A 26,712-nucleotide genomic window follows, 5' to 3' on the forward strand; every position below is an offset into this window, starting at 1 on the left:
CGAAAGTCGATCTACTGAACCGCCGGCAAATGGGACAGGTCTTTGAAATCGACCCCGGTGGCGGCTACCTGGTCGCGCTCTGTAAGTTCGAGCAGGAAGGTGCCTGCACCACAGCCGATATCGAGCATAGCCTGTCCGGGCGAGAGCCGCGCGGCGCGGTCAGTAGTGGCCAGCTTGACCAGATCGTGCTTGCGCATCGCGCGTTCGTAGAACGGCGTGAGCCAACCCCAGTCGGTCTTCTTGCGGTGGGCGATGTATTCATCACCGTAATAGCATTTGGCCCATTCCAACGTCAGACGCGGACATTGATACGCCAGTCCGTATTGCCGACACTGCACGAATGTAAAGCGGCCCGGTTTGCCGGTCAGGTCATCCTTGCCGATCACCAGCGGATCGGCCGCCTCCACACCGCACAGGTAGCAGGTGCACGACTCGAAAGCGTCGGTCGTGGGCATGTCGGCAAGGTTCATGGGGTCAATAGGTAAAAAGAGCGACACCGCGCGCAGCCAGCGCAAACAAGGAAAGGCATTCGATCGCAGCCAATGCACGCCAGTATTTTCCGGTCTGTAGTGCCTTATCGGTGAGAAGTTCGTACGCCGCAAGCGCCAGCCACAAGGCCATACCGGCCGCGAGCGAGAGTCCGGATGCCGCCAGCCAGACGCAGAACGGGTACTTGAGCAACACTAGCTGCGCACGCAGCAAACGCGGCCAAGCCGGGCTGGCCAGGTACAAACACGCCACGGCCGCACACAGCAGCATGTAGGCGACCGGCCGACCGGGCTCGCCCAAAGTCAACAACAGCCCCAGGACCGGAAGCGCAACGCCCACGCAAAGCAGGCCGAAGTGAGTGCCGTGTGCGCTCGTAGTCAACACCCGCTGCGTGTGATGGTGAGCATCGTATGAGCGATCGGCCAAGTCATCCCATAGCCGGAACTGAGCAATTAACAACGCGACCAGCAACGCGCCGGTCGCCGTACGTGCCGGACCGCGCCAGGGCGCCACCGCCAGCATGCTGCCCGACAGGGCCAGCCACAGAACCACGATGCGAGTGCGCAGCAGGCGCGTGGCCAGCCAAGCTCGTAAGTCTTCAGGCCAGGATCTGGACGACACCGCGGTCTCCATCGAGTATCAAGCGGTCGCCGCTGCGTATGCGAGTGGTGGCGGCGCGTACGCCCACGACCGCCGGAATGCCAAATTCGCGCGCGATAATCGCGCCATGCGACAACATGCCGCCGCGCTCGACCACGAGGCCGCGCGCCAGGAAAAAGACGCAGGCCCAGCCGGGGTCGGTCTGGCGGGTCACGACGATATCGCCTTCGCGCATTAGCCCCACTTCGGTCGCGTCGGCCAGTACAGCGGCGGTTGCGCTGATGCGCCCGCCGCAAGCGCCCGTGCCTTGCAGCGGCTCGCCCTCAGACGGTCCAGTGCCCGACGCGGACGGGGCGACGCTATATGCCAGGTAAGCGCCTTCGGCCAAGGAGAAGCTGTCGGGTGGGCTCATACGCGCCAATTGCGCGTGTGCCTCGCTTCGCTGGCGCACCCACTGGCCAGCCGAGTAGGGAAACATCGATTGTCCCGCCAGCAGGTCCTTTAATTCGTCCATGCTCAACATGAACGCATCCTCGGGCGCATCAAGGTGCCCGCACGCGACAAGATGACGCCCGCAAGCGAGCACGATGTAGCGCAAATGCACATACAGGCGCGCCTGTTGCATGCGGACCCGTTCGCGCAGGCCAATCGCGCCTTGCGTGGCTGCCAGCAGCAATCGAAAGCGCCCTGCGCGCCCAACGAGCGGCAAGGCACGTACTAAGGCCAACGGGCTCAGATGCAGGCAAGCGGCGCGGGTCGCTGTCAGGCGCGCGTTCACCTGGCGCGCCAACAGCTGCGCCGGAGAATCGGAGTCCAGGTCGACGTAGGTCTTGAGCAGGTTCAGCGCTTGGCGCGGGTTTTCTTCCGCGCTCGGATAGGTCAGCATCAGCTCGCCGGAACTGCGAAAGCCCCACCGCTCCAGGTAATCGTCGAACTGGGCACGAAATGAGGCCAATTTGGGGTCGATGGCCAGAGTAGCTTCGATCGTCGCCACATCTGCGTGCTCGAACAGCCGGTACAGGCTGGCATCGGCGCGTACTATGCGCGACAAGTCCCACAACCGCTCCACAGGCTCATGGCTGGCAAGCCCGGGCAACCCGACCAAGAGATTGTTGTGCACGCTCTCGCCGGCTTGCGGCCAAGCCATGCGCAAGGTGCGTTGCAGCAAGGCATAGCAGACCATGGCACCGGTATCGGCCAGTGCGGCGTCGTTCCAGCGGCGCAGGCGTATTTCCAAGAAGCCGTCCAGCGCCTCGACTAGGGCCGCCGGCGTCATGTGGGCCAGCGTGGGCCGACGTGTGCGCTCGCAAAATTGGGTGACGTTGCGCTCGAAACGGGCCACGCGTGACTGGACGTGCAGATATTGCCAGGCTGTCTTAAATGGGATACGGACCGCTTCAGCGACACGGTCGAGCCATCTTTGGTCGGGCAACGGATGGCGCGGCGCGGGAACCTCGGCGGCCCCGACGAAGGTATTGAAGGCGCGCGCCAACCACAGGCCCGCCGGAGCCAGTTGCAGCAAAGCGTGAATATTGCTCAGTTTGTAGTATAGACGGCCACCGTGCACACCTACCAGATTCTCCAGCACCGGTTGCATCGCCGCGATGCGGGTCGGCGAGATGCCGAAGCCCAGTCCCAGATTGCGGAAGTAAGCAGTGTATCCGGCGCGCACCACCGAATACAGCAGTGGCGACACTGGCTCTGGAAAGTTCTCTGCAATATTGGCGTTGCTCCAAAGCGCGCCACGCCCATCGTTGGTCGCTGCCACAGGAGTGCTGATCGGACGAGCCTGCAACAGCCACAGTTCACCGGCTTGGTCGATAGCCCATTCGATATCAAGCGGACAGCCGAACAGGGTCTCCAGGCTCGCAGCCTGGCTCGCGAGATTGTTGATTTCATGTACGCTCAAAGGTGTGGGCGCATCGTCCGGCATGACATGCTCGACGATGGCGCCGCCGTCGCGCGCGACCATGACCCGAGCTGGGTCGATCGCGCCCGACACCAACGAGTCGCCCAAGCCAGCGCAGTACTCGACCAGCATCACCGGCAGTTCGCCGCAGCCGGCTGGCGCATGGGTAAACAATACGCCGGCATGGCGGGCGTTGACTTGGCGCTGGACGATCACACCCATTCGGGTCAACCGGACTTGCCGGCGCGCTTGGTACGCCAAACTGCGAGCGGACCAAGCCGATGCCCACACGGTGCGCAGCGCATCTTCCAGCATGCCGCCATCGGCCACCCCGAGCACGGTATCGAGCTGTCCTGCCCACGAATGGCTCGCCGAATCCTCGCCGACGGCCGAGCTGCGCACTGCATACAAGGCGGCGCCGTCGACACACGCACCGAGTGCAACGCGCAACGCGGGCGCGAGCGGGCGGGAGCAAATCTGTGCGCCAATTTGCTGCGCGTCATCCGATTCGATTTGCCGCAGGTGGGACTGAAACAGCTCGTCTGTGACGACCACGCCGGCCGGCACCCGAAATCCATGGGCCAGCATGCGCGCCAAGGAGGCGGCTTTGCCTCCATGCACGCTGGCATCGTGAGCGTCCGCCAGAGGAATCAGGCCGGCAAGGGCAATCGCCGGCATCACGATGGCCTCGGCTTCAGTTTCAACAAGTACATCGCGTAGCTAAACGCCCAATGCAGGCTGATACCGAATAGCGGTACCCAGACCCAAGCCATTACAGGTAACGGCAACAGCAAGTTCAGCGCGATCAGGGCGCCCATAGTCGAATCGATACGGTCGATCAAAAGGCACCAGGCGCGCAGCAGTGGGTGGCGCGCCGCCTGCCCGGGATTGATCCCGAACTGGCGCTTGAGAAAGGAGTTGGGCAATTCTGCGAGCATGAATGCCAAGCCGCACAGTAGGCCCACCAAGGCAAGCTGGGGAGCCGGACGGATCCAGATGCCGGCTGCCAACCAAGTGGGCAAAAAATCGCGCAGGAGCGCGGCCAACCCGAAGGCCAGCGCAGCGGCCAGCGGCATCACCATCAGCCCGCGCCAGGTCTTGTTGGCGCCGAAGATGGATCGGCCGCGCCAAGTAACGCCGCCGTCCAGCGGTACCGCATAGCGGCGCGACCATGAACTGCGCAACCATGTGACATGGGCGATGCCCGCAACGGACAGCGCCAGCGAAACGAAAACGGCGCAGGCCAACGCGGGCGGCATCGGCTGCGCGTTCATAGCATCATCCCGGTACGCTCGCGAGCACCGAATAGGGAATCGACGCCCGACAGGCGCTTAACGGCACATAGCCAAGTCCCGCAGTGGACTTCGTTCGGCGTCGTTTGGTGGAAGGCCCGCAAACGGTATCCGGGAACGCGCACATGCATATGATGCAATTCAAGCGCGCCGATACGCAGCAACAGCCACGACAGCCAAGCGGGCAAGCGTAGCGAACGCGTGCTGTCCTGCTGCTGAAGTCCGGAAAACGGGGCGACGCGCTCCACTCCGGCGAGCCGGCTCGGCATGTGGGTGTGCTGGCTAAGCAGAAGCAAGTCCTCACATGCCAGCGCCAGCAACAAGCCGACGCCACCCAGTCGCAAAACAACGCCGGAGCCGAGCCATGCAAGCAGTGTGCAATAGGCCAGCAGGAAGGCGGCGTTTTCGAGGCGGATTCGGCGCATAGCCGCCGGGTTGAAATAGCGCGCCAGGCGCGCTGTGTCCCAGTAATTTTGTAAACGGTACATGACGGAGAACAAAGGCCAGCCGCTGCGCCAAGCACCATTGATTATCCATCGTTCCCAGCGCCAGCCGGCGCAGCACCAATGCCATGGTGGTTAGGTCGCGGTCTTGCCACCCGATCCGGGTGTGATGGTCGGCATGCACATGACGCAAACTGGTCGGCGGAACCAGCGCCATGAAGGCTGACACGATCGCTGCGGCTCGGGTCATCTAAGCGCTGGCGAACAAGGTGCGGTGGCCGCATTCATGCAACAAGACAAAACAGAGGACAAACGCCGGCGCGAGCATGATCTGGCCGACAATCCAAGTCCGCGCGTCGCCCTGCCCGGAGAGCAGCAAACCGATGCCGGTTAGCGCGATCGCTAGCACGAAGTACATCAGTCCGCGCGCATTGGATGGCGCGAGTGTGGTTTCGGTAGCATCGGTTGCGGTGTCGGCAGTGGTCATTGATGAAGTTGTCGCGGTGAGCACATAGGTTGCTCCGGGAGCTGAAACGTGGCTTTCAACAACAACTTGCACCGTCAGGCGTGCACGAAAGCTAAAGTTGATGAGGAGTGTTGCACGCTCTCGCACGATATTTGCCAGTATATGTGACGGTGCGGATTCCGTGCTCTTGGTGGCGCCTAGGTGTACTTCGTTAGTAGTTAGTATATGGCTCGTAGAATCGCCCATCTACATGTTGATCGGCTGCCTGCGCGTATCTTCCGACTGCCGATCGGCAGACCACGAATCTGCGACGCGACGCGCTGCCGACGGCGGGCATTGATGTTCGCCATTCATTCGAGGATCACGCGTCCGACGCCAAGGATCATCGCCCTGAGCTGACCAATGCGCTGGAGTTCGTGCAACTTCGCGATGTCCTCGTTGTCTGGAAACTGGATCGGCTCGGCCGCTCGCTGCCGCACTTGCACACCATCGTCAATACATTGCGGGAACTGCAGGTCGCCATCCGTTCACTCACCGAAGGTATGGATACCACAACGGCATCAGGCGAATCATTGCTTCACTTGTTCGGTGCACTTGCGCAAGATGAGCGCGCACTCATCCGCGAGTGCGTTGTCGCGGGCCGGGCCGCAGCCAAGCGGCGCGGTCGGCTTGGCGGTCGACCGCCCGCGATTTCCGGAGAGAAATTGGACACGACTATCGATGCATTGAAGGGCGGCATGCCCAAGGCGGTTCTATGCTGAAACTACGGCGTCAAGCCCACCACGTTGATCGAAACGCTCGCTCGAATCGGTTGGTCTGGCGCCAATCTCGCAACGATGACGAGCAAACGACTGACTGGCTGTCCTGTCCGACGCCGAGCAGAAAGCCCTGTATGGCCTGTTGGACTTCGACGATGCGCAGCGACTGGAGTGCTTGGCATTGATGGAAGTAGAACTGGCGCTCGCCAGCAGCCGTCCCGGCCTGCCCGCAGATCTACTACCTCTTGAAGATTGGCTACTTCAAGGCCAAAAAATGTATTCTTACGCTTAGACTGAAGCAAGTTCGAGGACGAGTGCGCCTTTGTGCTGAGCCGCTATTTCCATGGTGAGGCGTTCGAGCGCAAACCTCTCCCTAAAAATGAGCATTACACGCAACGCGAGCGAATCGCCGACTTTTTGCATAACAACTGTGGGCGGCAGACTTCTTGCTCCGGCTAGGGGAGCAAGCCACACGACCGCGCGGCCCGACATGACGCCGGGATTCATGGCCACCGAGCTGATCGTTTGGCTCAACAAGCACAAAATCATCCGGCCCGGCTATACCACCCTGCAAGCGCTGATCAGCAAAATACGGTCAACCGAGCGTCGGCGATTGGGCGGAGTGCTGGCGAAAGGGAACCTCTAAAAGCCCTGTTTTCAACGCCGCCCCTAGGCAAGCCTCTTGAGACCGGCAGGCCTGCCCATTTTTTCGGCAAATTCGCCTCTTTGAGGGCATTTCTGCCCCCATTTCCTACGCACCGGCCCTTTGCTGGCGCACCTCGGTCTTTGATGGCATGCCCTTGTACTTGTAGAACACATCCACCCCGTCATCCAGGAACTTGGCCAAGCGGTTGATGTTGTAGCAGGCCGCCATCATGGTCATCGCCGCTGTAGCGCGGGCCTGACCAATGGTACGAATGAGCTTGCCCCGCATGTGGCGCATCTGCGCACACGGGTGCTCCACCGGGGCTCGGGTCTTGGCTATGCACTTCTTGCACCCCTTTTGGCATTCGCTCAGAGCTTGGCCCGCCTTGGCCTTGCGCTGGATGTGCGCTCGATAGCCGAGGGCCTTGAGCATCTGGCTGCGCTGGGCGCTGGGGAAGCCCCCTGTCGGCATAGGCATCGCGGCTGCTGGTGTGCTCATCGAGCACTTCATCAAAATGCGTGCTGTCGTGCTCGCTGGCCGTGCCGGGGGTGATCTTGCGGATTAACTTGTGTTAGACGTCCACACTGTTGTTCAGCTTGTAACCGTGGCAGCCCTTGCCGTGTTTCTTGGTGTGGGTGGCATCCAGGTATTTCTGCCTCCGCTTGGCCTCGTTCCAGTCGGCAGGGATATTGCCTGCTCCAGCTGAGCCCTGTCTTCTTTGGTGAAGTGCTGGATGGGTGCGAGCACCAAGGTGGCGTCGATGATCTGACCGCACCGTGCAACGTAGCCGCGCTGCAACAGTTGGGCGTCTACCGTTCGAAACAGAGCCGTCACGCCCTCGACGCCCAGGCGCTGCTGGTAGTGCCACAGGGTGTTTCGATCAGGACCGTTGGCGCTGTCGGCGAGCAGGCAAAAGCGCTGGTAGCTCATGCGATCGAGCAGTTGGTACGCCATCTGCTCGTCGCTGAGGTTGTAGAGAAACGTCAAGACCAGGATGCGCACCATGACCGCAGTGGGGTACGGCGGGCGCCCGCCCCGCTTAGCATCCCCTCTGGGCAGCAGTTCATCAATGACCTGCGTGAGGTGGTCAAAGTCGATGTACGGGGCAATGACCTGCAGCGGATCGCCCAAGGTCTCGATCTCTTGCTTGCGCGCAGCATCGGCGAAGAGATCCAGCTTGATGGCGCTGCGCGTTGGCGCTTTGGGTTTGCATGCGGTGATTGTCGCGTCGCCAGGGGTGGTCTCGGGCTGGGGGAGGTTTTTGGAGGTTCCCGGAAGTACTGGACGATGCGGTCAAAGCCGCCTTAGCCCAGCTCCCAGTGCTTCATAGCATATTTTATCAACACAAACTAAACGTTTCAATCGATTACAAAAAAATTACGATGGTCAAGGAACTTTGATAGCGATCATGTGTTGTCTCGGGCAGAATTTAGCAGTCAATCGGTCTGCCATGCAATCGCCTGTAAGTTGAAATATTCACCGGCATCGAAATGATAGAGCTAAAAGATATAAGTAATATGCGTGCACTGATTTTTAGCGAGGGATCTAAGTCAGGCTTGGCCAATAGGAACAACCATACGCTCTCTAGGAAGGTATGGCATGACAAGGCATCATGTTCGGCCTGACGACAACGGCCTATGCCTTGGGAGACATCAGAGAAACAATATATGCGTGGTGCGAAAGTCATCAACAAACCGAGGGGCTTGCTGATGCTCTCCGACGCAACGGATCTTTGAACGTATGGCGCTCTCAGGAAACTAGCCAACTGGACTTGGCCAGCCTAGCCGTTTCGTCATTACTAAAACAAGCCGATCTGAAACCCTCAGCAATTGATCTTCTGATCGTGTGCCATACTTCGCCAACAAATACGTTGCCCGCACCACTTTCGTTTGTCGGCGAAATCAAGCATCGCATCGGAGCGAATAGGGCGCTTGGCTTTTCGATAGGCCAGCAACAGTGCGTCTCATCAGTACATGCGCTATATACAGCGAACGTATTGTTCCAAAGCCGACCGGAGATACACGCTGCGGTAATTCTCTGCGCCGACACACTAAATCGCGAAGCGCTACGGCCTATCGGCGACGCTGGAATCCAGTCGGATGGCGCATCGGCAATTATGTTACAACGCGGACGTGGAAGCCCTGTCGCAGCGATTCATACTTATAACCACGCCAAGCCAACGCAAGGCATTCTGCCGAGCGGCGAATATGAAAACGATCCGAATTACCTATGGGCCCTAATCACGTTAATTCGAAACATTGCGAAGAAAACCGGTATAAGACCCGAAGACTTTACCAGCATCCTTCCACACAACGTGAACCTGCCGGCCTGGAACCAAGCGTTAAAAGCTTTACGCATTCCGCCTCACAAACTATTCTCAGCCAACTTTCCACGAACAGGGCACGTTTTTGGATCAGACATCGCGATAAATATCGCAGACTCGGACCTGCTGAACACGCCGGGATACCATATGGTACTGACTAGCGGCGTAGGCGGCGCCTTTGGTGGATTTTCTCTAAAATGTCATTAAACTCAATTAATTTGTCTTATGGGGCGCTGTCGGGTAGTTTGATACCTGGCACTTCGCTGCCAGCCGTAGATCTGCATCATGTTGAAGGACGTCATGCCGAAATGATAAGCGAATGGATAGCGCATAGGCGGACAAAGAAATGGTTAGATTTAGGCAACGGCCGGCAGGAAATGGGTGCGCGCGAGCTACTGTTAATGCTGATTGGGCAGCGGTGTTACGCACGACTATTCACACTACCCGGATCGACAGAATATTTGGGCCTTGTTTGCCTAAACGATTATCGTAACGAAATGGGAAGTGCAGAAGTTTGGGGGCTAAGAGGATCATACAAGACAAAACTGCCGAACGTAACACCAGCAGCGTTCCTTTCAATTGTGGCCGATGGTTTCCTGAAATTTAACCGAACTGTGATAAACGCGTGGGCGGTGGATGGCAATGAGCTCTCCATTCAGATGATTCAACGGCTTGGAATGCGCGCAATGGGGCGTCAAAGATCTCGGCACGTGACCGACGGGAATACTTTCGACAGGCTGCTCTTCGACATAACCGCAAGCGAATTCACAGCACTGTATCCGTCAATATGTGCTACCTACAACTCGCCGCCAACAGCCCAATAGATGAACTCAAGACCCCATCAGATAGGCATCGCCAGCGCCGCCGCATTTCTTCCAGGTGCTGCGATAGAAATAGATCAATGGGCGGTCGAGCAGAAAGTGCCGCTCAAAGATATTGATAATTTGAAGAAAAACGGATGCCGCCTCTTCTATGCGGCAAACGGCGAATCCGATGTCGACCTCATTGAAAATGCCTTAGAAAACCTAGACGCGCCACCAAATTGGCAGGCGAAAGTGGGATATTTGATCCATGCACACACTCAGCCGTTTAGCATTCCAGCGCCCCCTGGTTCTGTCCTTACAACACTATGTCATCGCTGGAACCTAAGGCCCTCGCTAGCTTATTCTATTTCTCATCTCGCATGTGCATCCGTCATCTCAGCAGTCGACTCAGCAGTAAAATGTCTTCAAAATGATAGGTCGGACAAAACTGCTCTGATCGTGACCTCCGATAGGGTCTTCGGTGGGGCCCCGTACAGATTGCGAGGCGCGTCGTGCATACAAAGCGATGGAGCATCCGCAATATTGGTAGGTCGAGACGATCTGAAATGCATCCTGGGACACTTTAGCTTTAAAAGCTACACCCAACTTCACGAAGGACCTTCAACTCCAATCTTGGCAGCAATGATGGGTCACTTCCTTGGCAGACATACAGTGGGACACCTAGAGGCACACGTTGCCGAAAGCAATATCCCACTAACGGCGATCGATGAAATTCTTCCTACCAACGCTGACATGGAAGCGTGGGAAGAAGCATCTGCAGCTCTCAATCTTTCACGAAACCAAATATTCTATGACAACATAGGTTTAAAAGGCCACGCATGTTGCGCAGATTTGGCCATGAACTTAGCTGATCGGGGTTTTACACAGCTTCAGCTCGGCCGAAAGTTACTAGCAGTTGGGACTTCGAATATCGGCGCATTCGCATCAATCAACCTTCTGCCCATCTAATATAAAGAATGCAACCTATTGGCGTTATTCAGTCTTTGACAACGTGGACTGCTCCACTTAGAAACCACGATTCTTGTCAAGGGCCTGAAATAAAAGAGGCATACAGGCACTTATTGGCTGATGCGGGCCGGGTGTCAATGCCACCTGACATAGCCACGCACTCCACCAATCTGCTCGCTGCCTACGCCGCGCCCACGGCAGACGAAACTCATCGCTGCAGCCAATTGCTGTCTGATGCGGTTGGCGTTCTTTTAGAGCAGCAACCAAGCATCAAGTCTGACATTTTGAATGTTTTTGTCACGCAATGCACACTTGACCAACAAATTCTATCCTCAACCTGTCTTCGAGTTTGTCACGAACACGTTCCAGGCGCACGCATTGCAAGAACGTTTGGTCAAATGGGTACTGCGGGTATAGCAACCCTTATGCAGCTAGCAGTGAACGAACCAAGTTTGGGAAAATCTAGTAAAAACCTAACTTGCCTTGTCGCCGGGGACAAGTGGCTTTCCCCATTCTATCGCCATATTCCGGACTTAGTAACCTATGCGGACTGCGCGGCCGCCAGTCTCTTTGGGCCGCCTGGCAATGCGGCAATCGCCGACATTGAGGCGATAAGCACATCGGTTAGCGGTTTTGATGAAAGGTTGTGGAAGTCCCCAGTCGAAGAACAGCAGAGCTTCTTGCTGGATAATATTAAGGGCTGTATAAGCGAGGTCGCGACAGATGAGCCTGGATTGCTTCTGATTGGAGACAACTATCATCCAAAGATACGAAGCCTTGCGAGCATATTGACGGGCATTCCTGAACTTTCCCCGCTAACGTTGCAGGGTAACAGAAGTAACGACGTCCACTATTCATCGGCATCCTTGTTTTTCTCACTTGATGCAGCACTGAGAGAGAGTAAGCGGCAGAACACACCTCTCCGAATCGTGGCCTGGACGGCGTCTCAGTCGGGCCACGCAGGCGCTATAAGGGCACTTTGCTATCCCAGTGCCGCATTAAGCGGAACTACTTGGATGCCTAACACCAATTCAACTGTGTGAGAATGAAATGAGTAGATTGTTATTTTTAGCCGCCGGGCAAGATTACGCATACACTGATCTAAATGGACGTTCAATATTAGATAGCGTGCCGGGGCCGGTAACAGTTCTAGCAAATGCAGCGATCTCAAACTGCTTTAAAGAAACCGCGTATGAAGTACTGACTGTACGATGGCACGACACAGATTCTGTCGAGAAGCTTGTTCGGGAGCTGCATGCTAAACAGTCTTTTACCGCTATCGCGACCATTGACGAGCGACTGATGGAATTCGCTGGACACTTGCGCTCAGTTTTTGACCTGCCCGGATTACGCACAGAGCAAGTTCCACGCTACCGGGACAAAATCGCGATGAAAGAAGCACTAAAAGGCAGGGGCGTTAAAGTTCCAAACTTTGCTCGCTGTACCGAACGACATGCCGTTGAGACCCTGCTTGAACGTCATCGTCATATAGTGCTGAAACCAATTGATGGTGTCGGCTCTGCTGACGTTACCTTTGTGCGGACTCACAACGAACTCCGTTCTTGGTACGAGGAAAAGGCAACAAAACTTGCCGAATTCGAAGCCGAAGAATTTGTGCAAGGCGAGATGTATCAGGTCGACGCAACCGTCTGCGATGGAAGCGTGATCTACACTTCAGTTGCGCACTATTTACCGGGATTAGGATGTATCGACTTTAGTACGGGGGCCCCATTAGCACGAATGATATTGGGACCCAGCGCACTAAGAGATTTACTCGAAGATTACTCGAAGTCGGTCATTTCCGCGCTAGAGTTACAAAACGGCGTCACTCACTTAGAGTGTTTCGTCACGCCGGAAGGGGAAGCTGTATTCTGCGAAATCGCGGCGCGCCCTGCCGGCGGAGGTGCGCTTCAGATGCACGAAGCGCACTCAGGAGTGAACTTTGGCCGAACAGCTGTGATGCTTTCAATTGGTGCAACTGCAGATGACGTAATGCCAAAAAAGATAACGCCCGATTCAATCGGAATGATTGCATTCCGGACAGCTAATCCGGCGGAAATCGTACGAATTGCATCAGCGAAGAGTTTCAATGAGCCTTGGATCAAATATCAACGAATAGAGTTCGAACAGGGAGATTTAATATCATGCGCGGCTCACTGTAGCGACTATATCGCTTTTTTTGTATTTTCCGGTCGGAATATTGAGGAGTTCAATGAAAATCTTTCACTCTTAAGATCACGTTTTGATAGCGAGCTTGAGCTTGCACCACTGTAACCTTAGATTCTAGATTAATGTCATAAACATGAATTCAGCTTCAAATACTATTTCAGTTCAGGACGACCAGCTCGGAGAGCAATTAAAAGCAATCCTTCTCAAGGCCTTAGGATCATCAGCACCAAGCTCCTCCATAAACGAAAATACAAGCCTCAACGAGCTAGGTTTAGAGTCGTTCAACGTTGTAGAGCTATTATCAGCAGTTGAGCAAGAGTACAGTGTTTCATTTGATATTGAAGAGCTTAGCGCAGACGTATTCGAGAGTTTCGGAAGTCTAAAACGCTTTGTTGAAGCCAAGCTAAATGCCAGGAATTGAACCTGGCTGGACGCTTGTAAATGCAGCATGTGTGCTCGGTGTGAGCACACCTTTTGGGACGAGGCAGCCAAGAGTGCAACGTCTCGATCCGCATGGAGCCGCATTTACCTATGAAGACGCTTGCGTCTCAATGTTTTCATCGCTGAATAGAGCTTTTTATACTAGGAGTAAGACTGATGATTCGATCCCCAGCACACATGCACAGTTATTAGACGGGGAAACGCAACTTTCGCTTGCTCAGAAAGCAGTTGCTCGGCTCGCACCTAATTCTAATGAGACCTCGGAGAAAATCTCTACCCTTGTATATGCAACAAACTCGGTCGACGAAAATTTATTTAGATCATCCGTGGCCAATATTGCAGTACAAGTGGGCATCAGCTCAAAACCACACTTTTGCATAAGTCAGGCCCAGGGTACGGCCCTTGACATCGCGCTTCAGCTTATGCCCAGTGGGATGGCAGACGAACGCTTTTGGTTCGTCGCTTCGGAGAGGTGGCCACAACCATACCCCAGAAGTTGGGGTTTCATTCCGCTCTCGGACGGGGCGGCAGCCTTAGAGTTTGCATACGGCAATCACCCTGGCCTCCAACTTATCGATACAGTTTGCGTAGGATTCGACGCCTTTATATACGCTGAGAATCCAAACTTTCAAATCTCGGAGGTACGCGACAAGATCGTAAGTGCCGCATGCCGCACGATTCAACATCTACTCGATCGATCTAAACTTAAGGTCAGTGCATTGGGGGGTTGGCTGTCAGCCTCAATTGATCCAGTGGCAGATTCAATCATCCGAACCACCTTGATAAACAATGCGCTCGAGATTCGCTGCATAGATCCACTTGACGGCGATCCTCAAGCGGCTGCTGGTCCCACTCTATTGGCAGGCCTTTTGGCTGAACTCAAATGGAACACCATGCTACATGGACAGCTGTGGCTAAGTTGGAACGTTAGTTTGTCAGGAACAATCAGCGCATCCATCTGGAAAATACAGGTTGAAAACAGAGATGAAATCAATACAGCTACGATTGCTTAACGACATCGTCGTGCTCGGACTGAAACTTTCCCTCACCATGCTAGCACCTGTACTTATGAGTATATATATTGCTCGTTTGGTCGCTGCGCAAGGCCCCAATACCTTCTCAAGCTACTCGATCGTCACATTTGCAAATACCGCTTTTTTTGTCGTCACCTCGAGCGTTTTGCAAGTCTTGTATTTTTTAGGTGGTAGGGCGCTCGGCCAAGAAAACCAACACGTTTACTGCCACACCATCCACACCGGTTTTTCGGGCGCAGTGTTGATGGGAATCGTCACGGGGTTGATAGGACTATTCGCCGGTCCGATCGCCAACGGCCTAGGCTTTAATAGCCAAGTAGTTGCGGCAGTCCAATGGTTTGGACCCTTCACCGCGATCGGGACGATACCAGCACTTTTATTTGTTGTTTACCGAGTCCACGCATCGTTAAATCATATGTCAGGCCGAATTGCTTCTATTGCGATTATTGGTTCCATCGTAGCTGGGCTGAGCGGAAAGTCGATCGCGGCGCTGAGTCGTCAGGATTCAATATTCATTGTGAGCTCCATCCTGGCGATGATGGCGATTGTGAGTTGGCTGATGGTCTTTGCGGCGTGGCTTAGTCTCCCATCAATAAAGAGACCCTTTAGCACCACCACATCAATCCAACAGGCTGAAACTGTCAAATCTACTTGGCGCGAATTTTGGCGATATGGCTGGCCTATCGGTGTCGTAGTTTTAATGGACAGCTCGTTTCGTTTATCCAGCACTTTAGCTATGGGACGGTGGTGGATTGAGTCCGTGCCACTGCATTCTGCCGTCGTGCTGTGGCTTGCCGCAGGCTTAATTATCCCCCTTGGCATATCCCAAGCAGCCGCACAAACAGTTTCAATTGAAAACGCTCGCGGAAACTTTATGCACCGAAATGCAGCCGCCGTTGGTGCATTGGGATTCGCTGTGTGCTATGGGTTAGTGGCGGCTACGCTTCTAAACGTCTTCGCGGCTGAAGCTGGATCTCTCGTACTGGGTAACAGCGCATTCATAGAGCCTCAGTTGACAAAGCTTAAGCAATTTGTGCTTCCCGGGAGCATCGCGCTTGCAGCGGAAGGGGTTATTGTCATTGCTGCGGCCATACTACGAAGTATTGGCCTAACTCGGGCTCTACTGGTTCAGGCGTTGATTGGTTACATATTTTGCGGAATCGGAGGCCAGTATGTTCTGGCATTTGTTTTCGATCTGGGTGCAGTTGGTCTTTGGTGGGGCACGGCATTTGGTTTTAGCATAGCAGCTCTTGTTTTAACAGCTCACTGCTTTACCGCACTTAAAATATTTAGCCTAGCCCCACCTCAAAATTTATCCATTAATTAAGGAGTTTTGATTGAAAGCACTTAAACTTCACGATTGCCAGAACGCAATCGATGCAAATGATGCAAATTTGTCAACCAGTAGGTTTAGCGAAGTTTCGCTAGCAGACTCCAACTTTAATTATGTGACCTTCGAGCAGTCAAGTTTTAAGGAAGTGCGTCTAGATCGTGCACGCTTGCAACACTGCTCTCTAATAGATGTTGAGATTAGCGACTGCGACATCAGCGGCATGACGATCGACGGAGTCGAAGTACAGTCAATGTTGCTCGTTTACAAAAAATTAGCACAACAGGATTTACTGCCGAACACTAAATAGTTGTTAGAAAAATGAACTCGCAACAACAGGCTCTGCTCAGCAGAGTTCAGCTGGATGCGCCTGACGACTGGCGCGCTCTCGAGGCTTTCATGCACGACGCTTCAACGCTCGCAGAGGAAGCGGACGAATCTGGAAGCCTCAACAAAGACGTATGGCAAAATTACAATTGCGGTGTATTAAACAGAATCAACGTTCCTGTTTCTTTTGGCGGATCTCCAATCACCGCAACTGCGCTTCGAAGAGTAACCGTCTTTGAACACGTTGCAAGACATTGTCCAGGCCTGCCCATTGGAATGCCTGGGCCTGGTTTGTCAGGGCCACCAGTCAATTCACTTGGTACAGATGTTCAGAAGAGGAAATTCTTCCAGCGGTTTTTGACTGAGCAAGCGGCTTGGGGGGCGTTTGCTATAACCGAACCGCACGCTGGATCCGATGCGGTTGCAATGAAAACGGCGGCAGTTAGAACATCGGGTGGCGAGTATGTTTTAACCGGCGAAAAGTGTTTTATTACTAACGGGGATCGCGCTGAGTGGTTTGTGGTTTTCGCAACATTGGACCCAGCCAAAGGACGTTTTGGCGTACGCGCGTTTTTAGTAAATCGCGATGATGTTGGTTTCAGTGTGGAGCGGTGTGAAGACATGCTGGGCTTGCGCGCTAGCAAGTTGGCATCTTTGAGACTTGAAGGCTGTCACGTTGCGGCCGATAGGCTGCTGGGATTTAACGGTCATAGAGGGCCTCTTATTGATGCTTTAGCTGGCGCACAGAGCGCTTGGGACTTTATGAGACCAGGGCTTGCTGCCGTAATGATTGGGTCATGTGCTGGAATACTTAGCGAAAGTCTCAGCCTGATTAGAAAAGGCCAATGCGGCATATCGGTATTCAAAAAACCTGCCGCGTTGGAACAGCTAGCGGCATTTCGCGCTCGGCTGGATGCCGCTAGGCTGCTGCTTTTACGCGTAGCCTATAACTACGACTCAGGCAGGTCGGTATCGGGTGAAGCTTCAATGGCAAAAGCATATTCATCCCACTTGGCAATCACGATTGCAGAATGGCTTGCGAGTACTTTTCCGTTACAAATAGCATGCCGCGGGAACCGCTTCGAAAAGTTTGTCCGTGACGCGAAGGGATTCGACATTTTGGAAGGTACTGGTGATATGCAGAGAATAATGACTGCTCGCTGGGCTACGCGAAGTTTTTCGGAGCTTAAATGATGTTCCGCGACACAGATCTATTCGAAATTACCGCGTCTGATGATCTAGTTTCACTGATTAGTCACTCGAAGTCGCTTGCCCAGAGGCTCTCGCAGATCTCCGTAGAACAGCGAGCTACCAGTATTCGAGGCCTGGAAGTACGAAGTACGCTATCCACCCTAAATACTTCAGATGCCTGTGCTTTGCTGTTCAATATTGGTAAAGAATTTGGTCAAGTGGATGCTGGAGCCGGTTGGGCGGGACTTCATGATGCTGCATTTGGCTTGGTAGGTCATTCACTTTTGCCAGTCGCCTTCCTAGAATCCTACGAAGATCCAAACTTCCCTGCAATCTGGCACCTCATTACTGACTGCGAGCCCACCAAACCCTTTTTACATGGAATTGATTGGTCTGCAGGACAACTCTATACCTGGCAGCCAGAAGCTCATGAGGTTCGTGGAAGTTGGGCTGAGGGGCTTAAGCTCCAGAACCTTCATGGAGGACGGATATGCAGTTTTTCAAAGAAAAGTCCTTTAGAGACGCTCGATTTATCGAAGTCAACTATGCAAGTTCTTTGCAACGCATATTATTCTACATTAGCAGGCTTGGTAGTGGGCGCCTGCCAATCGGCAGCTAAAGAATCTATGCTGTATTCGCAGACCCGGATGTCCGCCGGCAAGCCCATAGGTTTACATCAAGCTGTTGCCCTACGGCTTTCTGAAATTGCGACGCAAAGTACCTTGCTATCGCTTATGTGCGAAAAGCTAAGCATTTCCAGTCTATGGTGTCAGCATCTTGAATACCTTGACACGATTTCAAGTATGGCGCGAGTGGTAGTTCGTGAAGCACTCCAAGTCGCTGCTGCACATGGGTATGTCGAAGGATTGTCGTTCAGGCGACTTCATGAGCAAGTACACAGCATATGTGGCCTCTTAAGCCATTCAAAGAAATTTTTTCTGGTTGACAGGGTTGATTGATATGCACCATCCACGCCTTTTACATGAACTGGTAGAACTGCAGGAATCTGTAAGACCAGACGCTCCGGCTTTAACATTTGGTCGTACAACTCTGAATTATCAACAAGTTGCTGACCTACAAACTTCTTTTGCGAATGGCCTCCATTCGATTGGCCTCCCAAGAGGAGCTCGGGTTGGAATCTATTTGTCGAAATGCATCGAGTCGGCTATTGCCCCCTTTGGATGCAGCAAGGCCGGGTTGACGTTTGTTCCTATTAATCCAGCATCCAGACCGCGCCAAGTTGCGCATATCGCCGCAGACTGCGATATGCAAGTGCTGGTGACATCAAGAGAACGTTTTGAAACACTAGAACCCCACATTCATGGGATGTCAAGTGTTAAGCACGTCATTGTAGTCGGAGCTAATACTCCAAACGCGCTCTCAAACTCCGATTTTAACGTCATGCTTTGGAGCCAATTCGTTGCAAGTTCTGATCACCCGCAGGGCAATGGTCAGCTCGATATCGATATGGCGGGAATACTTTATACATCTGGAAGTACAGGATCGCCTAAAGGAGTTGTGATCAGTCATCGCAACTTAGTTACCGGGGCGAGAAGCGTTGCCACTTACCTTGAAAACAACAAAGATGATCGATTACTAGCAGCCCTTCCACTTTCATTTGATGCAGGCTTCTCGCAGATTACCACAGCCTTTACAGTCGGAGCATGTTCGGTACTCATCGATTATTTATTACCAGAAACTGTAATCGCAGCTCTTGCGTCTCATAGAATAACTGGCTTCACTGCAGTAGCGCCGCTTTGGATTCAACTATCAAAAGCAATCTGGCCTGCGTCAGTATCAGATAATCTCCGCTATTTTGCCAATACCGGAGGGAAAATGCCGTTAGAAACCCTCATGGCTTTACGATCAAAGGTTCCTAATGCAAAGCCGTTCCTAATGTACGGGCTGACGGAAGCTTTTAGATCCACATATTTAGCCCCCGAAGAAATAGACAGGCGCCCACATTCTATAGGCAAAGCAATACCCGATCAGGAAATTCTCATCCTTCGTCCGGACGGTGCTCCATGCGATCCACACGAGCCTGGCGAATTAGTCCATAGAGGTTCGACTGTAGCACTTGGATATTGGGGTGACCCTATACGTACGGGTGAGAGGTTTCGACCGCTGCCGCGCACTGGCGATGAGCTACCGCTTCCTGAATTTGCAGTCTTTTCTGGCGACTTGGTGAAGAAAGACGAAGAGGGATTCATATATTTCATAGGCCGACGCGATGATATGATTAAATCGTCTGGATATCGAATAAGCCCAACAGAGATCGAAGAAGTTGCCTACGAGACAAAGCTGGTATATGAAGCTGCTGCAATTGGCGTACCGGATGCGTTACTTGGTCAATCAATCGTACTGTTTTGTTGGCCCAGGTCAGAGCAGGATTTTTCTCTTGAAGGGTTTCGATCTCTCCTCGCTAGCGATCTGCCGCCATACATGCGCCCCACTGAGATCGTTATATGTGACAGTGCGCTTCCCAGAAACGCGAACGGAAAAATCGACCGCTTGATACTTGCTGAACAGTACGCGAAAAGACAAGGTAACTCAGTAGAGGCTATATGACAGTTCATGGCAACTCACCTTTAATTGGCTCTTGGCCTAGAACCGCGGGAGGCGAATTCGCTATCGGTGGTTTGCCACTATCACGTGTAGTTGGGGCAGTAGGGGGAACGCCCTGCTATTTATACGATCGAACTCAGATCTCGAAGAGGCTTTTGTTGTTGAAGTCGCTACTTGATGAGCGTATTAAGCTGCACTATGCAATTAAGGCCAATCCGATGCCAGCTTTGGTAAACTATGTAGGCAGCTTTGTCGAGGGCTTAGACGTTGCATCTTCTAATGAGATGAGAATTGCACTTGACAGCGGTGTTGCCGCTGAAGATATCAGTTTTGCCGGACCTGGAAAAAGTGAATTGGAACTTCGCAGTGCAGTTGCTGCTGGTGTCTTGGTAAATGTAGAGTCGTTTAGAGAGTTGAGGACTCTTGAGAAGGCCAGCAACGAGTTCGGCGTCAGAGCGCGTGTCGCAGTTCGCGCCAACCTGCCCTTTGAGTTGCGCTCTGCAGGCATGCAGATGAGCGGGGGTGCAAAGCCATTTGGAATAGATTCCGAGTTGGTTCCTGAAATGTTGACAGAGATCCGCAATCGTGACCTTGCGTTTGAAGGCTTCCATCTCTTTGCAGGCTCTCAAAATTTGCGCGCTGAAGCTATTCTCGAAGCTCAAAAACTAAGTTACGAATGCGCACGTGAATGGGCTCAGTTTGCTCCGTCACCTGTCAAGATCTTTAATTTGGGGGGTGGGTTTGGGATTCCGTATACGGATCAAGATCGGCCACTCGACATTGATCGAGTTATCTCAGGCCTGAATACTCTCGCCGAACTTCAAAGTCGAGAATTTCCAAGCGCACACATTGTTATCGAGCTGGGTCGTTACATTGTGGGCGAGGCAGGCGTGTACGTTTGCAAGGTACTCGATCGCAAGACTTCGCGTGGAGAAAATTTCGCTGTTCTTGATGGCGGAATGCACCATCATTTGGCCGCATCTGGCAATTTCGGCCAAGTGATTCGGAAAAACTATCCAATTGCAGTTAATGGTCGCGACGGTTCCACCGATCAAGTTCGCTTAGTTGGTCCACTGTGCACACCACTTGACACGATCTTCACCGGCACGCTCCCAAGCCTTGAGCATGATGACCTAGTCGTAGTGTTTGCCTCTGGAGCATATGGCAAGTCCGCAAGCCCACTTCGGTTTTTAGGACATCCAGAGCCCCTCGAAGCGCTAATTTAGTCATTTTAGATAAAATTATGACAGCAATACTGGAAAAGCCGCTTAGCAGCCAAGAATCATCGCGGCAGCATCCCGATCTCTCGGTCATATCAAGCAACGAGTCCGAAGTACGAATATACTGCCGCTCTACCCCAATAGTATTTTCGAAAGCTAGTGGGAGTCTGATGTTTGATTCCGCAGGGGGAAAGTACTTAGATTTCTTATCTTCTGCCGGGTCTCTAAACTACGGGCATAATGATCCCCAGATCATGGGCGATATAGTTGACCACATTAGGAAAGACGGCATTCTTCAGTCGCTCGACCTAGTAACAACTGCTAAAGTTGCATTTCTACGCGATTTTGATCGAATAATCTTAAAGCCGCGTAAGCTTACATACAAAACACAGTTCACTGGGCCGACCGGCGCCAATGCTGTTGAGGCTGCTATCAAGCTCGCCCGTAAAATCACTGGCCGGAGCGGGATTGTAGCTTTCACCAATGCATATCATGGATTATCTTTGGGTGCTCTTTCGCTCACCGGAAATAAATCAAAGCGGAAGGTCGCGGGGGTATCGCTCAATGATGTGATCCGCCTTCCTTTCGACGGTTATGCGGGTCCCAGTTTTGATACGGCAGCCCTTGCAAGAAGCTACTTCGAGGATTCTAGCAGTGGCTTTGATCTTCCTGCAGCATTTATAGTTGAAACCGTACAAGGCGAAGGAGGACTTAACGTCGCAAGCGCAAGCTGGTTGCAAGCGATTGCACAACTTGCAGCTGATATTGGTGCTTTAGTTATTGTCGACGATATACAGGCTGGCTGTGGCCGAACTGGCAGTTTTTTTAGTTTCGAATCCCTAGGCATCGCGCCAGACATTATCTGCCTATCTAAGTCTATAAGCGGATCTGGCCTGCCGATGGCGATAAATTTAATTAAACCTCAGTTTGATTTATGGGATCCGGGTGAGCACACTGGTACCTTTAGAGGCAATAACCTAGCGTTTGTTGGCGCGAGTGCGGCGTTGCGCTATTGGGGTGATGGCCATTTTCAGTCAGGTATCGAGCAGCGCGCTCAACGTCTTGATGATTGCTTGCGGAATATCGTTGCTTCAACGCTCAATGGCAAAGCCACTGTTGTTGGAAAGGGGTTGATGAAAGGCATTAAGTTTACCGAGCCGGCACAGGCGGAACTAATGCGCATACGCTTACTTTCCGAGAAGGTGATATCAGAAACATGCGGTCCGAAAGACGAAGTACTTAAGTTTTTGCCAGCATTGAACATTCCCATTAACCTTCTCGAGGAAGGACTTGATATTATTAGAGATTGTTCACCCTCTTAGGCATCTATTTTGGACATCGCTGTTGCGCTGCGCCTGTGTTTTTATAGAAAGCTTGAAGGCCATGATGTTCTTCGTCAATACTTTCATCTTCTAGATGCAGCCGAGAGGCATAGATTTCACCGGTTGGTCAATCAAGATGATCGATTGCGTTACTTAGTCAGCCGCGCGCTGGTTCGTACGTCGTTATCCAAACTTGGCAATCGCAGTCCTTCTGAGTGGCGTTTTTCTTCTGGTGCTTTAGGCAAGCCGGAGCTAGAGGCACCTAATATAATGCCTAGCGGCTTCGATTTCAATCTGTCGCATGCCTCAGGACTCATTTTGCTCGGATTAAACCTCGATGGCAAAATAGGTGTTGATGTTGAGTCTTTTGACCGAGCGTTACCCTCGCACACTAGTCAAGTACGAATGATGGGTTTGCATCGCCACCCTCGCCCGCCGCCACTTTCATCACAAGTCTTTATCAGAAGTTGGACTTTAAAGGAAGCGTTTGTTAAGGCTTATGGACTCGGTATTTTCTCGGCAGTTGATTCGGTCTACTTCGATATGTCAACCGGCCGGATAGTCTCGTCCGGCGGCAATCATATTGGGCGACGGCACTTCAAACAATTCGACTTGAATGAAGGTTTCAGTGTTGCAGTCTGTACTGATAACCCTGTACCCCTCAGTTGCTTTGAGGCAGTTGAAGTATTTCCATTGGTAAATGAGAAGCCGTATTTTCTACCTGTTGCGCTTGAGTCGTAATTAGCACCGAGTTAGCTTCAGGTTTGTTTGGTCCGCTCACTTAGATTTGTGCGGAAAAAAACTGTCTAGTGCGTCCATCCGCTTATCGGTATGCGTCCGGTGAACCTATCTTGAATCGATAGGGGTAATCGAGGTCGTTCCCACGAAGGAGATCGTGGAGACGATGGAACGATTGATCGATGCAGAGCGCCGGCTGCGGTGCAAGTACGGCATGGCCTTCAAGGCGTCGGTTCTGGCTCAGACCCGTGAGCCCGTGGCCTCAGTACGCGGCGTGGCCTTGAGTCATGGCCTGCATCCGAACATGGTGCACCGCTGGTTGCGTGTGCAGCGCTTGGCACGGCGTGTTGATTTCCATGCAACCGTAAGCCACCATTTCCATCTCGATCTGACCCACCCTGATTCGTGAGCTTCACGCTCACGTTGTGGATAAGTTCTTGGTCGCCTTCTCCTTCTTGGTGGTCTGTGGTGGTTGCTGTGCGGAGCTGTTCTTGAACCGGTAGCTGTCGTTACCAGTTTCCAGAATATGGCAGTGATGCGTGAGCCGGTCCAGCAGCGCCGTGGTCATCTTGGCATCGCCGAACACATTGGCCCACTCGCTAAAGCTCAGGTTGGTGGTGATCACGACGCTCGTGCGCTCGTACAGCTTGGACAGCAGGTGGAACAGCAAGGCTCCTCCAGAGGCACTGAATGGCAGGTAGCCCAGCTCATCCAGGATCACCAGATCGGCATAGGCCAACCGGTGGGCCAACTGTCCGGGCTTGCCGTTGGCCTTCTCCTCCTCCAACGCATTGACCAGTTCCACCGTGGAGAAGAGCCGCACCCTGCGGTGATGGTGCTCGATGGCTTGCACCCCGAGGGCTGTGGCGATGTGGGTCTTGCCCGTCCCCGGTCCACCCAACAGCACCACGTTGTTGGCGTCCTCCAAGAATTCACAGCGGTGCAGCTGGCGCACCAGCGCCTCGTTCACCTCACTGTGGCCGAAGTTAAACCCAGCCAGGTCCCGGTACGCCGGGAACCTGGCCACCTTCAATTGGTAGGCCACCGAGCGCACCTCCCGCTCGGCGGTCTCGGCCTTGAGCAGCTGGGACAGGATGGGCTGTGCTGCATCAAAGGCCGGTGCACCTTGCTCGGCCAGCTCCGCAACTGCCTGGGCCATGCCGTGCATCTTGAGCTCGCGCAGCATGATCACGATGGAAGCGATGGCGGGGCCATGACGCTAAGGGGCCCGCGAACACGCACTTGACACGTAGATACCGGAAGCAAGCTTCCGAATAGACTCTTGAGCCATGACCACTCAATTCCTACGTGCGACACTGGAGGATGCAGACGCCGTAGGGCTGTTGACGCGCGCCGCATACGCAAAGTGGGTACCGGTGATCGGGCGTGAGCCTCTCCCAATGAAGGCCGACTACGAAGTGGCGGTCAGGGAGCATCTGGTTGATCTGTTGGAGGTCAACCGCAAACTCGCGGCTCTGATCGAAATGATCCCCGAATCGGAATGGTTGCTGATCCAAAACCTTGCAGTCGCACCGGCGTTCCAGCGCCGAGGATACGCTCGAGTTCTTTTAGAGCGAGCGCAGGAAACGGCGTTTGCACTGGGACTTCAAGGGCTACGACTCTTTACAAATAGCTTGTTCGAGTCAAACGTAGATTTGTATCTACAACATGGCTTTTCCATTGACCGTAAGGAGCCGTTCATGGGCGGAGTCACAGTCTATATGAGCAAGTCCTTGAGCTCCTGATCGCTACACACAATGGCCTTCGGTAGGTTTGAGTAAGCCAATTGCGTTCGCCGCTAGTGCGGGGGGGGAAAGCGCAAGCAGTCCAGCCTCAGTGTTTTCTGGCCGCCAGATGTGGGGCAGCAGTTGGTCGATGTCGCGCGCTTTGTGAGTTGGCAGGCGCGTGAGCACGTCCTTCAGATAGGCGTAAGGATCGTGACCGTTAAGCTTTGCCGATTGGACCAAGCTGGTGATCGCGGCCACACGCTGGCCAGCTAATAGCGTCCCGGCGAACAGCCAGTTGCGCCGTACCGAGGCCCAGGTCCTGATCTGCTGCTCATCATGGTTGTTGTCGATGGGCAGCGCCGGATCGTCCAGGTACCGCGTCAAGGCCACCCAGCGCTTGAGCCTGTAGTCGGTCGCCCGGCCGTTGCACCGCCATCCACAACCTTCGTGCGCTGAGCGGTAAGCCAGGCGTGCAACGCCAGCGTGATCGGCCGCGCACGCAATTGGCGCTGTTCGAGCCGCTGTGCAGGGGTCATGCCTTGCACTTCGCGTTCGATGCCGTACGGCTGGCCGATGAACTCCACCGCTGCCGCGGCGATCATGCTCTTGTCGGTCTTCACCAGATCGACGAAGTACCGACGCGCGTGCGCCACGCAACCCGCTTCGGTGACCCCGCGTTCCCGCAGCGCCTTGTACCCGCCGTAGTCGTCACAGACCAAGCTGCCCCTCCAGTCCCCCAGGAATTGCCTGGCGTGCTCGCCAGCGCGGCTGATTGTGAAGTCGTAGACCACCCGCCCGTAGTGGCTCGAAGGCCCCTGCTGCATAGGCCCAGAGGTAGGCGCGATGCGTCTTGCCCTTGCCAGGGGCCAGCATCGCCACCGGCGTCTCGTCTGCGTGGACCACAGGGCAGGCCAACACATGAAGCTTCAGTGCATCCACCAACGGCTGCAGGCGAACGCCGCATACGCCAACCCATGCCGCCAGTGTCGAGCGCGGGATGGCCAGACCAGCACGACCGAAGATCGCGTCTTGCCGGTAAAGCGGCAGATGATCCGAGTGCTTGGCCACCAGCACATGCGCCAACAGGCCGCCAGTGGGAATGCCCTTGTCGATGATCTCGGCAGGAACGGGGGCCTGTGTCAGCGTACGACAGCCGCGGCACGCCCACTTGCCTCGCACATGGTTGTGCACGGTGAATGCCCCGGGTGTGTAGTCGAGCTTCTGAGTCACATCGTCTCCCACACGTTGCAATGCACAACCGCAGACGCACGTCGTACAGGCCGGTTCGTGGTTGATCTCGACGTGAGGCAGATCTTGCAGGAGCGCCACGCGCTTTGGATGTGCTTGCTTCTTGTCGACAGGCGGTGGTGTCTTGAGTGTTTCGAGCTCGGCTTCGAGCGCCGCAATGTCGCCATCCACCGACTCGTCGAACAACGCCTTCTGCTGCGCATTGAGCTGCTCGCTGCTGGCACTGAACTTCATGCGCCGCAACTGCGCCATCTCGTAGGCGAGCTTCTCGATCTTTGCGTCACGCCAGTCGATCTCTTGCTCGCTGCGCGGCACCTGCTCCAGCAGCCTGGTCGCAAGTTCACGCAGTTGGCTCTCGCCCAAGGCGCTCAGCTGTGAGGAATCGATCTGCGAGGCACCAAGCATCGACGCCAGTATTGCCGCACGTCGGCTTACCAGCCATTGGCAGATTTACGGATTGCTCGAAGCCTTCCCTCCCGGGTCTACACCACGCTGATCACGCCGGCCTCTCCCAGGCGATGCCACGGCAGGCCCAGGACAAGCGCATCAAGCTGCTCACGGGTAAGTGACTGCGGTTCGCCACACCCGCCCCCGGGGCCAGACTAAGCGGCCTTGGTGCAGCCGTCGTGTTGCCAGCCATATGCCTATGCCTATGCCTATGCCTATGCCTATGCCTATGCCTATGCCTATGCCTATGCCTAT

The 26,712-nt window shown here is 54.1% G+C and carries 24 protein-coding genes and 3 pseudogenes; 18 read left to right on the plus strand and 9 right to left on the minus strand.

Going from position 1 to position 26,712, the window contains the following annotated elements:
* Positions 1-11: 11 nt before the first annotated feature.
* From AC2YJX_RS24610 to AC2YJX_RS24635, 6 genes are all read right to left on the minus strand, one after another.
* Positions 12-470, minus strand: coding sequence for an SAM-dependent methyltransferase (locus AC2YJX_RS24610; RefSeq protein ID WP_487257546.1), 459 nt, complete (start codon positions 468-470; stop codon positions 12-14).
* A 4-nt stretch (positions 471-474) separates the two neighbouring features.
* Positions 475-1,110 (minus strand): hypothetical protein, encoded by a 636-nt coding sequence (locus AC2YJX_RS24615; protein WP_487257547.1) that lies wholly within the window; start codon positions 1,108-1,110, stop codon positions 475-477.
* The gene (locus AC2YJX_RS24620; RefSeq protein ID WP_487257548.1) at positions 1,088-3,676 is read right to left on the minus strand and encodes a PEP/pyruvate-binding domain-containing protein; all 2,589 of its coding nucleotides are present in this window, start codon (positions 3,674-3,676) and stop codon (positions 1,088-1,090) included. Before AC2YJX_RS24620 ends, AC2YJX_RS24615 begins: the two co-directional genes overlap by 23 nt.
* Positions 3,676-4,272, minus strand: coding sequence for a CDP-archaeol synthase (locus tag AC2YJX_RS24625; RefSeq protein ID WP_487257549.1), 597 nt, complete (start codon positions 4,270-4,272; stop codon positions 3,676-3,678). Before AC2YJX_RS24625 ends, AC2YJX_RS24620 begins: the two co-directional genes overlap by 1 nt.
* Positions 4,269-4,778, minus strand: a complete 510-nt coding sequence (locus tag AC2YJX_RS24630) for a hypothetical protein (RefSeq protein WP_487257550.1) — start codon at positions 4,776-4,778, stop codon at positions 4,269-4,271. Before AC2YJX_RS24630 ends, AC2YJX_RS24625 begins: the two co-directional genes overlap by 4 nt.
* A gap of 205 nt (positions 4,779-4,983) precedes the next feature.
* A complete protein-coding gene (locus AC2YJX_RS24635) occupies positions 4,984-5,220 on the minus strand; it encodes a hypothetical protein (protein ID WP_487257551.1) in 237 nt (78 codons plus the stop codon).
* A 314-nt stretch (positions 5,221-5,534) separates the two neighbouring features.
* On the opposite strand from AC2YJX_RS24635, the gene AC2YJX_RS24640 reads away from it, so the two are divergent.
* Both AC2YJX_RS24640 and AC2YJX_RS24645 read left to right on the plus strand, forming a co-directional pair.
* The gene (locus AC2YJX_RS24640) at positions 5,535-5,960 is read left to right on the plus strand and encodes a recombinase family protein (RefSeq protein ID WP_487257575.1); all 426 of its coding nucleotides are present in this window, start codon (positions 5,535-5,537) and stop codon (positions 5,958-5,960) included.
* A 94-nt stretch (positions 5,961-6,054) separates the two neighbouring features.
* A pseudogene (locus AC2YJX_RS24645) lies at positions 6,055-6,591 on the plus strand (DUF4158 domain-containing protein); the annotation flags it as partial.
* A 117-nt stretch (positions 6,592-6,708) separates the two neighbouring features.
* Here the strand turns inward: AC2YJX_RS24645 and AC2YJX_RS24650 are convergent.
* Positions 6,709-7,824 (minus strand): annotated as a pseudogene (locus AC2YJX_RS24650) (IS5 family transposase).
* A gap of 391 nt (positions 7,825-8,215) precedes the next feature.
* Here AC2YJX_RS24650 and AC2YJX_RS24655 point away from each other — a divergent pair.
* The 15 genes from AC2YJX_RS24655 (at position 8,216) to AC2YJX_RS24725 (ending at position 23,444) form a co-directional block, all read left to right on the plus strand.
* The gene (locus AC2YJX_RS24655; RefSeq protein WP_487257552.1) at positions 8,216-9,133 is read left to right on the plus strand and encodes a 3-oxoacyl-[acyl-carrier-protein] synthase III C-terminal domain-containing protein; all 918 of its coding nucleotides are present in this window, start codon (positions 8,216-8,218) and stop codon (positions 9,131-9,133) included.
* Between the two features lie 617 nt (positions 9,134-9,750).
* A complete protein-coding gene (locus AC2YJX_RS24660) occupies positions 9,751-10,698 on the plus strand; it encodes a beta-ketoacyl-[acyl-carrier-protein] synthase family protein (protein ID WP_487257553.1) in 948 nt (315 codons plus the stop codon).
* A 137-nt stretch (positions 10,699-10,835) separates the two neighbouring features.
* Positions 10,836-11,741 carry a hypothetical protein gene (locus tag AC2YJX_RS24665; protein ID WP_487257554.1) on the plus strand — a complete coding sequence of 302 codons (906 nt, stop codon included), beginning with the start codon at positions 10,836-10,838 and terminating at the stop codon, positions 11,739-11,741.
* Between the two features lie 7 nt (positions 11,742-11,748).
* Complete coding sequence (locus AC2YJX_RS24670; protein ID WP_487257555.1) at positions 11,749-12,972, plus strand: ATP-grasp domain-containing protein; 1,224 nt, start codon at positions 11,749-11,751, stop codon at positions 12,970-12,972.
* 28 nt (positions 12,973-13,000) lie between these two features.
* Positions 13,001-13,288, plus strand: coding sequence for an acyl carrier protein (locus AC2YJX_RS24675; protein ID WP_487257556.1), 288 nt, complete (start codon positions 13,001-13,003; stop codon positions 13,286-13,288).
* Between the two features lie 73 nt (positions 13,289-13,361).
* Positions 13,362-14,321: a hypothetical protein gene (locus AC2YJX_RS24680; RefSeq protein WP_487257557.1), complete on the plus strand. Its 960-nt coding sequence runs from the start codon at positions 13,362-13,364 to the stop codon at positions 14,319-14,321.
* A complete protein-coding gene (locus AC2YJX_RS24685) occupies positions 14,281-15,669 on the plus strand; it encodes an MATE family efflux transporter (protein WP_487257558.1) in 1,389 nt (462 codons plus the stop codon). Before AC2YJX_RS24680 ends, AC2YJX_RS24685 begins: the two co-directional genes overlap by 41 nt.
* Positions 15,670-15,679: 10 nt before the next feature.
* On the plus strand, positions 15,680-15,982 hold the full coding sequence (locus tag AC2YJX_RS24690; protein ID WP_487257559.1) for a pentapeptide repeat-containing protein: 303 nt from the start codon (positions 15,680-15,682) through the stop codon (positions 15,980-15,982).
* Between the two features lie 89 nt (positions 15,983-16,071).
* The gene (locus AC2YJX_RS24695; protein WP_487257560.1) at positions 16,072-17,193 is read left to right on the plus strand and encodes an acyl-CoA dehydrogenase family protein; all 1,122 of its coding nucleotides are present in this window, start codon (positions 16,072-16,074) and stop codon (positions 17,191-17,193) included.
* On the plus strand, positions 17,193-18,149 hold the full coding sequence (locus AC2YJX_RS24700; protein ID WP_487257561.1) for an acyl-CoA dehydrogenase family protein: 957 nt from the start codon (positions 17,193-17,195) through the stop codon (positions 18,147-18,149). The genes AC2YJX_RS24695 and AC2YJX_RS24700 overlap by 1 nt, the downstream gene beginning before the upstream one ends.
* A 1-nt stretch (position 18,150) precedes the next feature.
* Entirely contained in the window at positions 18,151-19,758 is a 1,608-nt protein-coding gene (locus tag AC2YJX_RS24705) for an acyl-CoA ligase (AMP-forming), exosortase A system-associated (protein ID WP_487257562.1), read from the plus strand.
* On the plus strand, positions 19,755-20,981 hold the full coding sequence (locus AC2YJX_RS24710; protein ID WP_487257563.1) for a pyridoxal-dependent decarboxylase, exosortase A system-associated: 1,227 nt from the start codon (positions 19,755-19,757) through the stop codon (positions 20,979-20,981). Before AC2YJX_RS24705 ends, AC2YJX_RS24710 begins: the two co-directional genes overlap by 4 nt.
* A 17-nt stretch (positions 20,982-20,998) precedes the next feature.
* A complete protein-coding gene (gene ectB / locus AC2YJX_RS24715) occupies positions 20,999-22,297 on the plus strand; it encodes a diaminobutyrate--2-oxoglutarate transaminase (RefSeq protein ID WP_487257564.1) in 1,299 nt (432 codons plus the stop codon).
* 9 nt (positions 22,298-22,306) lie between these two features.
* Complete coding sequence (locus tag AC2YJX_RS24720) at positions 22,307-23,038, plus strand: 4'-phosphopantetheinyl transferase family protein (protein ID WP_487257565.1); 732 nt, start codon at positions 22,307-22,309, stop codon at positions 23,036-23,038.
* 163 nt (positions 23,039-23,201) lie between these two features.
* The gene (locus tag AC2YJX_RS24725; RefSeq protein ID WP_487257566.1) at positions 23,202-23,444 is read left to right on the plus strand and encodes a transposase; all 243 of its coding nucleotides are present in this window, start codon (positions 23,202-23,204) and stop codon (positions 23,442-23,444) included.
* A 9-nt stretch (positions 23,445-23,453) separates the two neighbouring features.
* Here AC2YJX_RS24725 and istB read toward each other — a convergent pair whose 3' ends face one another.
* The gene (gene istB, locus AC2YJX_RS24730; protein ID WP_487257576.1) at positions 23,454-24,221 is read right to left on the minus strand and encodes an IS21-like element ISThsp10 family helper ATPase IstB; all 768 of its coding nucleotides are present in this window, start codon (positions 24,219-24,221) and stop codon (positions 23,454-23,456) included.
* Between the two features lie 103 nt (positions 24,222-24,324).
* On the opposite strand from istB, the gene AC2YJX_RS24735 reads away from it, so the two are divergent.
* Positions 24,325-24,780 carry a GNAT family N-acetyltransferase gene (locus tag AC2YJX_RS24735; RefSeq protein WP_487257567.1) on the plus strand — a complete coding sequence of 152 codons (456 nt, stop codon included), beginning with the start codon at positions 24,325-24,327 and terminating at the stop codon, positions 24,778-24,780.
* Between the two features lie 96 nt (positions 24,781-24,876).
* Here the strand turns inward: AC2YJX_RS24735 and tnpC are convergent.
* Positions 24,877-26,415: pseudogene (tnpC, locus tag AC2YJX_RS24740) on the minus strand (IS66 family transposase); the annotation flags it as partial.
* Positions 26,416-26,712 lie beyond the last annotated feature (297 nt).

Source organism: Acidovorax sp. SRI_002 (assembly GCF_057586455.1).